This window comes from Xanthomonas dyei (genome assembly GCF_002939865.1).
Classification (GTDB): domain Bacteria; phylum Pseudomonadota; class Gammaproteobacteria; order Xanthomonadales; family Xanthomonadaceae; genus Xanthomonas; species Xanthomonas dyei.
The window spans coordinates 87,232-100,945 of sequence record NZ_MDEE01000011.1 but is presented as its reverse complement, the minus strand read 5'-3'; the positions used below and the strand labels follow the sequence as shown (position 1 = coordinate 100,945).

General features: G+C 62.8%; 4 protein-coding genes and 2 pseudogenes. All 6 read left to right on the top strand.

Annotated features, from left to right (window positions below; all coding sequences use genetic code 11):
• The first annotated feature begins 101 nt into the window (after nucleotides 1-101).
• The 6 genes and pseudogenes from XdyCFBP7245_RS09820 to XdyCFBP7245_RS09795 all read left to right on the top strand — a co-directional run bounded on the left by XdyCFBP7245_RS09820 (nucleotide 102) and on the right by XdyCFBP7245_RS09795 (nucleotide 13,335).
• On the top strand, nucleotides 102-2,357 hold the full coding sequence (locus XdyCFBP7245_RS09820) for a methyl-accepting chemotaxis protein (protein WP_104615497.1): 2,256 nt from the start codon (nucleotides 102-104) through the stop codon (nucleotides 2,355-2,357).
• A 476-nt stretch (nucleotides 2,358-2,833) separates the two neighbouring features.
• Nucleotides 2,834-5,104, top strand: a complete 2,271-nt coding sequence (locus XdyCFBP7245_RS09815; RefSeq protein ID WP_104615496.1) for a methyl-accepting chemotaxis protein — start codon at nucleotides 2,834-2,836, stop codon at nucleotides 5,102-5,104.
• 850 nt (nucleotides 5,105-5,954) lie between these two features.
• Nucleotides 5,955-7,191, top strand: a pseudogene (locus XdyCFBP7245_RS09810) (MCP four helix bundle domain-containing protein); the annotation flags it as partial.
• 1 nt (nucleotide 7,192) lies between these two features.
• The coding region (locus tag XdyCFBP7245_RS09805; protein WP_244907794.1) for a methyl-accepting chemotaxis protein at nucleotides 7,193-7,858 on the top strand (666 nt) is incomplete at its 5' end.
• Between the two features lie 107 nt (nucleotides 7,859-7,965).
• Nucleotides 7,966-10,436 (top strand): annotated as a pseudogene (locus tag XdyCFBP7245_RS09800) (methyl-accepting chemotaxis protein).
• Between the two features lie 634 nt (nucleotides 10,437-11,070).
• Entirely contained in the window at nucleotides 11,071-13,335 is a 2,265-nt protein-coding gene (locus XdyCFBP7245_RS09795; RefSeq protein ID WP_104615493.1) for a methyl-accepting chemotaxis protein, read from the top strand.
• The last annotated feature ends 379 nt before the right edge of the window (nucleotides 13,336-13,714 follow it).

Here is a 13,714-nt window from a genome sequence, read left to right as displayed (position 1 = left end):
GTTGCAGGACTGCTTGATTCATTCTTGCAATATCAAGAATCATCGCTCCGGGCCGCTAGCGTGCAGGACAACATCGCGATGTACGCCCCCGGAGTTACATGATGAACAAGTTCAACGATTGGCCCATTCGCCGCAAGCTGATGTTTGCGTTCTGCCTCAGTGCCGTGCTCACCGCCCTGCTCGGCGGCTTGGGTTTTTCGCGCATGAGGCAGATGCAGCAGCAGACCGCCCTCATCAATGAAGATGTGGTGCCGGTGTTGAGCAAGTTGTCGGAACTGCGTGGTTTCGCCGGCGAATTCCGCGTCTATGAAGTGGGTCAGTTCGTCAATCTGGACGACCCGGAACGCTATGCGTATTTCTTCAAGCGCATGGACGAAATCCAGGCCAAGTATGCGGAAACGCAAAAGACGCTGGACGCCAAGATCGGCCCGGATTCTCCGCTAAAAGCCGAATACGCCAAGCTGGCCGATGCCAGCACGCGCTACTTCGCCGCCAATGTGAAACTGCGCACGTTGTACGCAGACCCCGACCGCGCTGCGGCCATGGAGTTTTCGCGCAAGCAGTCCGGCGAGATCCGCAAGGAACTGTTCGCCTCGGTCGACAAGATGTATGCGCAGCAGTCCAAGGCGTTGGGCGACATGGTCGCGGCCAGCGCAACCTCGTTCAAGTTCACCAGCGCAGTGCTGCTGCTGGGCACCTTGTTGATGGCTGCGCTGTCGATCACCTTCGGCTGGCTGATCGCACGCAGCATCACCAACCCGCTGTCCAAGGCATTGGGCGCCATCCAGGCGGTGTCGCGTGGCGATCTGAGCATGCAGGTCAGCAAGACCAGCAACGACGAAATCGGCCAGATGCTCGAGGCCACCGGCCGCATGACCCAGATGCTGCGCCGCTTCTCCGACGAGACCGCACGCATGTCGCATCTGCATGCGGCCGAAGACATCACCCACCGCATGCCGGAAGATTTCCCCGGCGTCTACGGCACCCTGGCCGGCGGCATCAACACGATGATTTTCGAACACCTGGACGCCATCACCGATTCGGTGCGCATCCTCAACCAGTACGCGCAGGGCGACCTGACCCAGGACGCACGCCGGTTGCCGGCAAGCCGCGCGATCCTGCACGAAGCGATGGATGCGGCCAAGGCCAGCCTGTTGTCGATCAACACCGAGATCAAGCAGTTGGCGCAGGCGGCAGCGGCGGGCGACTTCAGCGCCCGCGGCAACGCGGCACGCTTCAAGTACGACTTTGCGGTGATGGTGGCGGACTTGAACTCGATGATGGAAGTCAGCGATCGCAACCTGGGCAAGCTGTCGCAGTTGCTCGGCGCGGTGGCCGATGGCGACCTGACCGCACGCATGGACGGCCAATTCCACGGCGTGTTCGCGCGCCTGCGCGACGATGCCAACGCCACTACACAGCGGTTGACCGATATCGTCGGCCGCATCAAGCACTCCACCCTGACCATCAATACCGCCGCCGGCGAGATTGCTGCCGGCAATCAGGATCTGTCGCAACGTACCGAGCAACAGGCGGCCAATCTGGAAGAAACCGCTGCCTCGATGGAAGAACTCACCTCCACCGTCAAGCAGAACGCCGAACACGCGCGCCAGGCCAATCAGCTGGCGATCGGCGCGGCTGGCGTGGCCTCGCATGGCGGCAGCGTGGTCGGCCAGGTGGTCACCACCATGTCCGGCATCGAGACCTCGTCCAAGAAGATCGCCGAGATCATCAGCGTCATCGATGGCATCGCCTTCCAGACCAATATCCTGGCGTTGAATGCCGCGGTGGAAGCCGCACGTGCCGGCGAACAAGGCCGTGGGTTTGCCGTGGTCGCCTCGGAAGTGCGCACGCTGGCGCAGCGCTCTGCCGGCGCCGCCAAGGAAATCAAGAGCCTGATCGACGACTCGGTCAGCAAGGTGGCCGAAGGCTCGGCATTGGTGCATCAAGCCGGCACCACCATGAGCGAGATCGTGTCCTCGGTGCAGCGCGTGACCGACATCATGAGCGAGATCTCCGCCGCCTCGCAGGAACAGTCGGCCGGCATCGAACAGGTCAACCAGACCGTCACCCACATGGATGAAGCCACCCAGCAGAACGCCGCGCTGGTGGAAGAAGCCACCGCTGCCGCACGCTCGATGGAAGATCAGGCGCAGCAGCTCACCGAAGCGGTGGCGCTGTTCCGTCTGTCGGCCGAACTGGAATCCCAGACCCGCGCCACGCCGGTGCTGCGCCCGCAGGCCGCGGCGCGCGTGCCTGCCAAGGCCAGCGCTCCGGCCAAGGCCGTACGCAAGCCCGCCACCCGCCCGGCCGCGGCCGTTGCCGCATCCAACGAGTCTGACTGGGCCGAGTTCTGAGCCAGCGGCGGCAACGCTGGCAGCGTTGCCGCCCAGTCCGTCATGCAGCCGCGCCCCTCAATGGGCGCGGTTTTTTTATGCCTGGCACTTTGCTTTCCGATCAACCTGGCACTTCGCTTTCGGATCAAAACGCATGGCGAGGCAGTGCCCTGCCGATCTATCGCAAAGCACGCCCAATGATCGACCAGATAACTGCGAGTCCTCCGTAGGACATCGCGATTTTTCTGCTGCATCAAGGGTTCCGGCAGGGCTCGCTTGGTGATGACAGCCATCGGAGCTCGCTTGGATCCGTCTTGGCGAGTTGGCAAGACACTTACTGTCCCGTCAGCTCACATTCGTGACCGTGATTATGCTTTTTTCTCTAAATAGGTATTCAGCTTCGACGTTCCCGCGCCGCTACTGCGTTAACAAGGTCATGGCAACTACCACGGCCCATTCACGACGTAGCACCTTCGCTCACATTGCTGGGAATCGGTATGAACGCACTTCTGCAACGCTACAACGTCGGCCCTCGCCTGGCGGCCGCATTCGCGGTGCTGATCGTACTGTCTGGCATCATCGCCTTCATCGGCTATCGCGGCCTGAGTTCGGCGCATGCGTTGGTGGACGACATCGTGCACCAGAACATGACCAAGATTCGCCTGTCCAACGACATGATGAACGCCAACTTCGTCATTGGCACGCAAGTGCGCAATCTGGCGCTTCCTTATGCCGATGAACGGAATAACGAGTTTGTCGCCGCAATCAAGTCGGCGCGCGTTGATTACGGCAAGGCCCGCGACGCCCTGTATGCCCTGCCCGCATCGCCGCAGGACCAGGCAATACGTACGCAGATCGACAATCTCCGCATGGCGGCGAAGGCTCTGAATGAGCAAGTCATGCAATTGTCGATTGCCGGAAAGGATAGCGATGCCATACCGCTGCTGTTCAACAAGGCGAGTCCAGCTATGCAGCAATGGCAGGACAAGATTGCCGAAAACATCGTGCTGCAGGACAAGCTGGCCGCGGACGCTTCGACGATCGCGCTGAAATCGATGGACGATTCGCGCAAGATGCTGATCGGCGGCTCTCTGCTGGTCGTGCTGCTCAGTGGCGCGTTGGGCCTGCAGATCACCCGTAGCCTGACCCAGCCGCTCAGCCGCGCCACGCGCGCCGCCGAATCGATTGCCGGCGGCAAGCTCGATAACGATGTGGACACGCAAGCCTCCGACGAAAGCGGCCGCCTGCTCAATGCGATGCGCAAGATGCAAGAGCAGTTGCGCAGCCTGATCGCCGCACAAACCGAGATGGCCAAGCGCCACGACGAAGGCCAGATCAGCTTCCGTATGGATACCGATGCGTTTCCCGGCGACTTCGGCCGCATGGCCAGGGACACAAACGAATTGGTTGCCGGCCATATCAAGGTCAAAATGGAGACAATCCGTCTGGTGGAACGCTATGCCATCGGCGACCTGAGCGAAGACATGCCGGAACTGCCGGGCGAGAAAGCCAACATCACCGCCGCGATACGCCAGGTCAAACAAAGCCTGTCTGCGATGAACGCCGAGATCAAACAGCTGGCGCAGTCCGCCGCCAATGGCGACTTCAGCGCCCGTGGCGACGCCGCGCGGTTCCAGTACGACTTCCGGGTGATGGTGGACAGCCTCAATACCTTGATGTCCACCGCCGATGGCAACCTGCAATCGCTGTCCGGTCTGCTGCAGTCGATCGCCGCCGGCGACCTCACCGCACGCATGAGCGGCGAGTTCCGCGGCGTGTTCGCACAGATGCGCGACGACGCCAATGCCACCGCTACCCAGTTGGCCGAGATCGTGGGCAGCATCAAGACCTCGGCCATCTCGATCAAGGGCGCCGCCAGCGAAATCGCCGCCGGTAACCAGGACTTGTCGCAGCGTACCGAACAGCAGGCCGCCAACCTGGAAGAAACCGCCGCCTCGATGGAAGAACTCACCTCCACCGTCAAGCAAAACGCCGAAGGCGCACGCCAGGCCAACCAGCTCGCCATCGGCGCCGCCAGCGTGGCGGTGCAAGGCGGCGAAGTGGTCGGCAAGGTGGTCGACACCATGGCCGGCATCGAAGCCTCGTCCAAGAAGATCGCCGACATCATCAGCGTGATCGACGGCATCGCCTTCCAGACCAATATTCTGGCCTTGAATGCGGCGGTGGAAGCGGCACGTGCCGGTGAGCAGGGCCGCGGATTTGCGGTGGTGGCCTCGGAAGTGCGGACGCTGGCCCAACGTTCGTCGGGTGCGGCCAAGGAGATCAAGGACCTCATCGACGACTCCGTGCACCGCGTCGCCGAAGGCTCCGCGCTGGTGCACACCGCCGGCAAGACCATGAGCGAGGTGGTTGCCAGCGTGCAGCGCGTCACCGACATCATGGGCGAGATTTCCGCCGCCTCGCAGGAGCAATCGGCCGGTATCGAACAGGTCAACCAGACCATCACCCAGATGGACGAAACCACCCAGCAAAACGCCGCGCTGGTGGAAGAAGCCACCGCTGCCGCACGTGCGCTGGAAGAACAGGCGGTGGGCCTGACCGAGGCGGTTGCGGTGTTCCGTCTGTCGGCCGAACTGGAATCCCACACCCGCGCCACGCCGGTCGTGCACCAACTCGCCGCCAAACGGCCCACCGCGCCAAGCAAGCCAGCTACCAAGACGCTTGCCAAGCCTTCTGCTACAAGGCCTGCCGCGCGCGCCGCAGTAGCGTCGGCACCGTCCAACGAATCGGACTGGGCCGAGTTCTAAACCACGTGATCGGTCGCATGGCGGCCGATGCTGTCGAAGCCGCGCTCTTTGGGGAGCGCGGCTTTTTTTGTTGGTTCTGGTCGCTAGACTCTGCCTCACTACAGTGGGGCTAGTGAGTCATAGATCCGATTGACGCGTGCTCTCGCCCGTTATCGGCCAGCTGCATGCGCTAGAGCTTTGCGCTAACGCACAGCATTTTTCAGTGCGATCCTTCGCGCACCGGGGCTAACACCTGGTCGCCCCTAAGAATCGCTTGCAGGCCCACGCGATCACTGCATGCGCACGCGTTGATGTGCACTTGCTCCAGCTTGCGCTCGATGTCCCACGCGGCGTGCCCACCCCAGTACGCATCGATACCGCAGCACGCGCTATCGGCGCTCGAACGGATGCGGATACGCCTCGCGGCCAGCCTTACGACGTACGACTAGGCCTGATCAGGAATGACCCACGGCCGCGCTTGCCGCACGGGTGCGCGCAACGGGTGGCAAGCGTCCACCGACAAGCGCATGGCGCAGATGGCGCTGCCCTCAGCGTTACCGGACACGACAAGCCAGGATGGAGACAACCAAAAGACACCGCAGACAACCTCGAAAAATCAGCGGTCTAGCTCGCTTGCGGCATGGGATTCGGGCATTTTTTACTGATTAAGATGTCTCTTATCGAATGAGACAGCCAAAACATGTCTCTTTTTTTCATCTGCGTGACTGCAGTCATATTTTTTTCGCATAGCCGGCATTCAGACCTTGATACCTACGCCGTTATCTTGCATAGCGGCAAGAGCATGGCGAGAGCGTCATGGCTTGCGTCGCAAGCAATATTTCCTGCCACGCACGCCTTCGGAAACCCGTCAATGAACGCATTCTTGCAACGCTATAACGTCGGCCGCCGGTTGGGCGTGGCCTTTGGGATCCTGATTCTGCTGTCCGGCCTGCTGGTCGCCTCCGGCCTCGGTACGATGGTCGAAGCGCGTAAGCAACTGGATTCCATCGTCAATAACAACCTGATCAAGATTCAAATCAGCAACAACATGCGCTCGGCCAATGCCGACATCTTCATTGCGATGGGGACGCTGGCCATGGTCACCACTCAGGAACTCAACGACCAAGCCGCTGAGACGGTCAAGCAGAAGCGCGAACTGTATGCACACGAACGCAAAAGGCTGGACGCCTTTCCACCCTCGGTTGCCGGGCGCAAGGTGCGCGCCGAGATCGACGCGGCGCGCGCGATTGCCAGAGGTCTGAACGACCAGGTCATTGCCCTGGCAATGCAAAACAAAAACGACGAAGCGCAGACGCTGATGAGCGAAAAAGCGCGGCCTGCCATGCTCGCCTGGCAGGCAAGGATCGACGACAACGTTGCACTACAGGAAAAACAGACCCAACAGAGCTACGAGCAGGCCGTCGCTGCGATGAGCCGCGGCAGGGCGCTGTTGATTGGCGGGGGCGTGGCGGTGCTGCTGATCAGCAGCCTGCTGGCGCTTGCCATCACCCGCAGCCTGACCCAACCACTCAGCCGCGCCACCCGCGCCGCCGAATCGATCGCCGGCGGCAAGCTGGACAACGATGTGGACACGCAGGCAAATGACGAAAGCGGCCGCCTGCTCAATGCGATGCGCAAGATGCAAGAACAGCTGCGCAACCTGATCGCCGCACAGACCGACATGGCCAAGCGCCACGACGATGGGCAAATCAGCTTCCGCATCGATGCGTCCGCATTCCCGGGCGACTACGGCCGCATGGCCAACGACACCAACCTGCTGGTCGCCTCGCACGTGGCCGTGCAGACCGATCTGGCACGCATCATGGGGCGCTATGCCGTCGGCGATCTCAGCGACGACATGAGCAAGCTGCCCGGCGAAAAGGCCGTGTTCACCGACACCATGTCACAGGTCAAGGCCAACCTGGGCGCGATGAATGGCGAGATCAAACAACTGGCGCAGTCCGCCGCCAATGGCGACTTCAGCGCCCGTGGCGACGCCGCGCGGTTCCAATACGACTTCCGGGTGATGGTGGAAAGCCTCAATACCTTGATGTCCACCGCCGATGGCAACCTGCAATCGCTGTCCGGTCTGCTGCAGTCCATCGCCGNACCATGGCCGGCATCGAAGCCTCGTCCAAGAAGATCGCCGACATCATCAGCGTCATCGACGGCATCGCCTTCCAGACCAATATCCTGGCCTTGAATGCAGCGGTAGAAGCGGCACGTGCCGGTGAGCAGGGCCGCGGATTTGCGGTGGTGGCCTCGGAAGTGCGGACGCTGGCCCAACGTTCGTCGGGTGCGGCCAAGGAGATCAAGGACCTCATCGACGACTCCGTGCACCGCGTCGCCGAAGGCTCCGCGCTGGTGCACACCGCCGGCAAGACCATGAGCGAGGTGGTTGCCAGCGTGCAGCGCGTCACCGACATCATGGGCGAGATTTCCGCCGCCTCGCAGGAGCAATCGGCCGGTATCGAACAGGTCAACCAGACCATCACCCAGATGGACGAAACCACCCAGCAAAACGCCGCGCTGGTGGAAGAAGCCACTGCTGCCGCGCGTGCGCTGGAAGAACAGGCAGTCGGCCTGACCGAAGCGGTTGCGGTGTTCAAGACCGACGCGACCTACGCGGCTCCGGCCGTGCGCGCTGTGCCGTCGCGGCCGGTAGTGAGTTCGGCGATTAAAGCGAAGGTCGCTGCAGCTGGGCGTACGCCGGCCTCCAAGCCACGCGCGGTGGTCACCGCCTCCAGCAACGACACCAGCTGGCAGGAGTTCTGAGCAAGCGGACCGAACTGTCTGAACGGAGCCGGTCGGCAGCGATGCCGGCCGGCTCAAGGCATGACAGGGATAAGCCGATAGCCTGCGTACGCCTATGAGACGCACCGATGACCACTGTTCCCGCGCTGTTGCCACAGACCGCTTCACCCGCCCCGCGTCGCTGGACCAGCCGCTGGGACGATCTGGCCATTGCCAAAAAACTCGGTGCGATCGGTGTGCTGGCGTTGGTTGGGCTGGTGATCCCGGTACTGCTCTACAGCGGCAAGCTCAATGAAAGCGTCACCATCAGCAGCAACGAATTACGCAGCTACGCCCCGCTTGGGCAGATGCTGGGCCTGATTACCGATCTGCATGCCGCCCACGTCGACGCTGGCAGTGCCGCCGACGCCGCAGCGCAACGCGCGCAACGCGATCTGCAGCAACTGCTCGCCTCCACTGCGGCCATGCCCGGCTTCGAACGCAGCCAGAAACAATTGCTCGCCTTACAGCAGCGCCACGTCGCCACCACGGCAGCCAGCGGCTATAGCGGCGTGAGCGAACAAGCCTTCGCTGCGCTGGATGCACTGCGCGACGACAGCCAACTGGTCTACACCCCGTATATCGAAAGCTACCACCTGGTAGTGGCGACCTTGATCTATAGCCCCGACGCCACCGAATCGCTGACCCGCCTGGATGCGGCCAACGATCCGTCGCAGGCCGGTGGCGACCGCGCCATGCTGCGCGAACAACTCAATCAGTTACAGCGCAATCACCTGCGTTTCCGGCATGAGCTGGACAAGGCGATGGGCCTGCTGGAACAGCCCGACCCTGCCCTGGCCGATGCCGCCAACGCCGAGGCCACGCGCGCCAACGACGCATTGAAATCGCTTGGCACGGCGCTGGAAGGCAGCGATGCGCAGGCCGACACGCAGTGGAATGCCGCACTCGATGCGCTTGGCCAGACCATGCAGGACCTGAGCAGCATCTCGCTGCAAGCCTTGCAGCGGCAATCCGAACGCCACCTGGTGGATGCGCACAACGCGATGTACCAAGCCGTTGCCGGCCTGTCGCTGCTCGCGCTGCTGATCGCCGCGTTGGGCTGGTACACCTTGTCCAACCTCACCCGCAACGTGCGCCGCGCCGCGACGGTGGCCGCCAACATCGCGCAAGGCGAGCTGGACGAACGCATCGTGCCGCCCAGCCGCGATGAAACCGGGCAGCTGCTCGACAACATGCGCCAGATGCAGGAACAGGTGCAGCGCGTGCTGGCCGCGCAGAGCGAGATGGCACAGCGCCACGACGCCGGCCAGATCAGCTACCGCATGCAGGCCGAGAGCTTCCCCGGTGCCTACGCCACCATGGTGCGCGATACCAACGCGCTGGTCGGCTCGCATATCGCGGTCAAGATGCAGCTGGCGCAGATCATGTCGCGCTACGCCATCGGCGATCTGAGCCAGGACATGCAACGCCTGCCCGGCGAAAAAGCCGTGCTCACCGACACCATGGATACCGTCAAGGCCAACCTGTCGGCGATGAACAGCGAAATCAAATTGCTGGCGCAGGCCGCCGCCAATGGCGACTTCAGCGTGCGCGGCGACGCGCAACGCTTCCAGTACGACTTCCGCGCGATGGTGGACAGCCTCAATCAGCTGATGTCCACTGCAGACGCCAACCTGCAACGCTGTCCACGGTGCTGCAGGCGATTGCCGCGGGCGATCTCACCACCCGCATGCAGGGCGATTTCCACGGCGTATTCGCACGTATGCGCGACGATGCCAATGCCACGGTGACGCAGCTGGCCGATATCGTCGGGCGCATCCAACGCTCCACCGATGCCATCAACGATGCGGCCAGCGAGATTGCCTCCGGCAATCAGGACCTGTCGCAGCGGACCGAGCAACAAGCGGCCAATCTGGAAGAAACCGCCGCCTCGATGGAAGAACTCACCTCCACCGTGCGCAACAACGCCGAACACGCAAAGCGCGCCAGTCAGCTGGTGGTCGGCGCCGCCACCGTTGCCTCGCAAGGTGGCGAGGTGGTCGGCCAGGTGGTCGGCACCATGGCCGGCATCCAGGCAGCCTCCAGAAAGATCGCCGACATCATCGGCGTGATCGACGGTATCGCCTTCCAGACCAATATCCTGGCCTTGAACGCGGCAGTGGAAGCGGCGCGTGCCGGCGAACAGGGCCGCGGATTTGCGGTGGTGGCTTCGGAAGTGCGCACGTTGGCGCAGCGGTCGGCCGGTGCGGCAAAAGAGATCAAGCACCTGATCGACGACTCGGTCAGCCGGGTCGAACACGGCAATCAGCTGGTGGGCCAGGCCGGTCGCACCATGCAGGACATCGTCGACTCGGTGCAGAGCGTGGCCACGATCATGCACGAGATCAGCGAAGCCTCGCTGCAGCAGTCGCAAGGCATCGAACAAGTCGGCCAGACCGTGACGCAGATGGATCAGGCCACCCAGCAGAACGCCGCGCTGGTGGAAGAAGCCACTGCCGCCGCGCGCGCGATGGAAGAACAGGCGCAGCAGTTGCGCGATGCGGTGTCGGTGTTTCAGGTGAAGGCCGTGACCTCGCCTCGCCTTGGCCGGGCGGCCTGATCGCTGCCGGGCGCGATCGTCGCGCTTTTGTAGGCTGTGTAGACACAAGTGATCGAGGGCGAGGCGATCGCCTGCGATGCCACGCCTGTCATTGCTGCCGTCTTGTCGATCTGCTGACGAGGCGGCTGGCCGGGGTGTTCTGACGGCAACGCGGCAATCGCGATGCCACGGGGTATCACAGGGTGCGACCTGGGCGCGGTGTCGTCGCGCACCTGTCTACCCGGATCTGGCGCTACACCAAGTCGCTTCCCAAGCCGGTGCGTCCACCCGGCAATCCTCTTGGTCTGCACACGTCCATCACGCTTGAACGCGTGATGGAACAGTGAAATCCCAAGCCGCCGACGATGCCTTGCTCGCCCATCCAGCAGGGTTTTGGGCTCATCTGTGCACACGGGCGTCACCTCGGTGACGGCCGCCCATATGCGCTAGGCCTTGCGAGTTCAGCTGTAGCCACCAGCGCCGTTACCGGACACAAGCATGCAGACCTGCCTTGCAATCGAGTGCAGCGTGACCACCGGTCACGCACACCGATGGATCGGCCGGATGCATGCCCGCCCCGGCAGCGCTCGACGTATGGACGACGCGACCGCCCGATGCGCATCTCCCCTTCCCGCCCATCGCCTTGAGACTCAACATGATCGCTCTTCTTCAACGGTACAACGTCGGCAAACGGCTGACTTTCGCATTCGGCACGCTGATCCTGCTGTCGTGCGCCCTGGTGGCCGCTGGCCTTTATACGCTGGCGCAAGCGCGTCAGAGCCTGGATACGCTGACCAATCGCAACATGGTCATCGTCCAGCATCTGCAAGAGATGAATGACGCCGTCTCGGTGATCGCCGTGCAGCTACGCAATCTCGTGCTGCCGACCACCGCTGAAGAGAATCGTCGCTTCGCCGCCATCATCGAAGAACAGCGCAGCACCTACGACAAAGCACGCGAGCAGCTTTACGCCTTCTCGGCGACACAGACGGGACAGGCCATGCGCGACAAGATCGATCAGAGCAACAAGAGCGCCAGCGCGCTCAACCAGCAGGTGATCGATCTGGGGCTTGCAGGCAAAACCGATGAGGCCATGCCATTGCTGTTGCAGCGTGCGGCGCCGGCCACGCAGGTGTGGCAGGACGCACTGCTGGACTATACGGCGCTGCAACGCCAGCGCGCCCAGGAAGCCAACTCTGTAGCCACCACGGCGATGGCGCGCGGCCGCGCGATGTTGATCAGCGGCGGCCTGGCGGTGGTGTGCATCAGTGGCCTGCTGGGTTGGGCCATCACCCGCAGCCTGGTGCGCCCGCTAGCGCAGGCCACCCGTGCCGCCGAATCCATTGCCAACGGCAATCTCGATAACGATGTGCGCACCAACAGCAACGACGAAACCGGGCGCCTGTTGCAGGCGATGGACAAGATGCAGGAGCAGGTACGCAACCTGATCAGCGCGCAGCTGGACATGGCCAAACGCCACGATGCAGGCCAGATCAGTTTCCGCATGGATGCCGGCGCGTTCCCCGGCGACTTCGGCCGCATGGCCAAGGACACCAACGAGCTGGTCGCCGCGCACATCAAGGTCAAGATGCAGACCATCCACCTGGTGGAGCGCTACGCCATCGGCGATCTGAGCGAAGACATGCCGCAATTGCCTGGCGAAAAAGCCGCGATTACCACGGCGATGAATCAGGTCAAGCACAACTTGTCCACGATGAATCACGAGATCAAGAATCTTGCCCAGGCCGCCGCCAATGGCGACTTCACCGCGCGCGGCAATGCCGAGCAGTTCCAGTTCGACTTCCGCATCATGGTGGAAAGCCTCAACACCTTGATGGCCACTGCCGATGGCAACCTGCAGTCGCTGTCCGGCCTGTTGCAGTCGATCGCCGCCGGCGACCTCACCGCACGCATGACCGGCCAGTATCAGGGCGTGTTCGCACAAATGCGCGACGACGCCAATGCCACCGCCGAGCAGCTGGCCAACATCGTGGGCCGCATCCAGGAAGCGGCCGGTGCGATCGGCCTGGCCTCCGGCGAGATCGCCACCGGCAATCAGGATCTGTCGCAGCGCACCGAACAACAGGCCGCCAATCTGGAAGAAACCGCCGCCTCGATGGAAGAACTCACCTCCACCGTCAAGCAGAATGCCGAACACGCCAGCCAGGCCAATCAGCTCGCCATCGGCGCCGCTGCAGTGGCATCCCAGGGCGGCGCTGTCGTGGCGAGCGTGGTCGCCACCATGTCCGACATCCAGGCCTCCTCGAAGAAGATCGCCGAGATCATCAGCGTCATCGACGGCATCGCCTTCCAGACCAACATCCTGGCGTTGAATGCCGCGGTGGAAGCGGCGCGTGCCGGCGAACAGGGCCGCGGTTTTGCGGTGGTGGCGTCCGAGGTGCGTACGCTAGCGCAGCGGTCGGCCGGCGCGGCAAAAGAGATCAAGCACCTCATCGACGACTCGGTGGAAAAGGTGGCGCAAGGCGCAAGCCTGGTCGACCAGGCCGGTACCACCATGGCCGACATCGTGGCCAGCGTGCAGCGTGTCACCAACATCATGAGCGAGATTTCGTCGGCCTCGCAGGAGCAGTACGCCGGCATCGAGCAGGTCAACCAGACCGTGACCCAGATGGACGAAACCACCCAGCAAAATGCCGCACTGGTGGAAGAAGCCACCGCCGCCGCCCGCGCCATGGAAGAACAGGCGCAGCAGCTCACCGAAGCCGTTGCAGTGTTCAAGGTGGCCGAACACGCGCCGGTGGCACGCCGTCTGTCGGCCATTGCCAGCGCACCGGCCAATGCCCGCACCGCGCCGCGCCCGGTTGTACGCCCCACCGCACCTGCCGCACCGCGACGTGGCGCGATGCAGACCGCGGCAGTGGCATCGGCCAACGGCGCTGGTGACTGGCAGGAGTTCTGAACTCAGCCGCAGCAAGCACTGCTGACATCCATCAACGCATGCAGTGAAACGCAGCAATCGCGTTGCGACAGACAACCACGCGGTGCGTGATCCACGCGCCGGGCAACACCCGCATCAGCAACACAGAAAATTCGAGAGTCGTTCGAGTCCGCGCTGCGCGGATCTTGTGGGCCGCTTCCCTTGCGAGGGGATGCGGCCCTTTTTTTGCCCTGCGTTCGCAAAACTCGGGAGCACCCGGGCGATTGCGCGCTCGACGTTCAACTGCCTTGAATTCACGCAGAACTTACATTCGCTCATCCCATGACCACACAACTGAAACCGCTTCCAATGAGCCGGGACTGAATAAATCGCCCCTGTTGTGCCGATTTCTACAGAAATG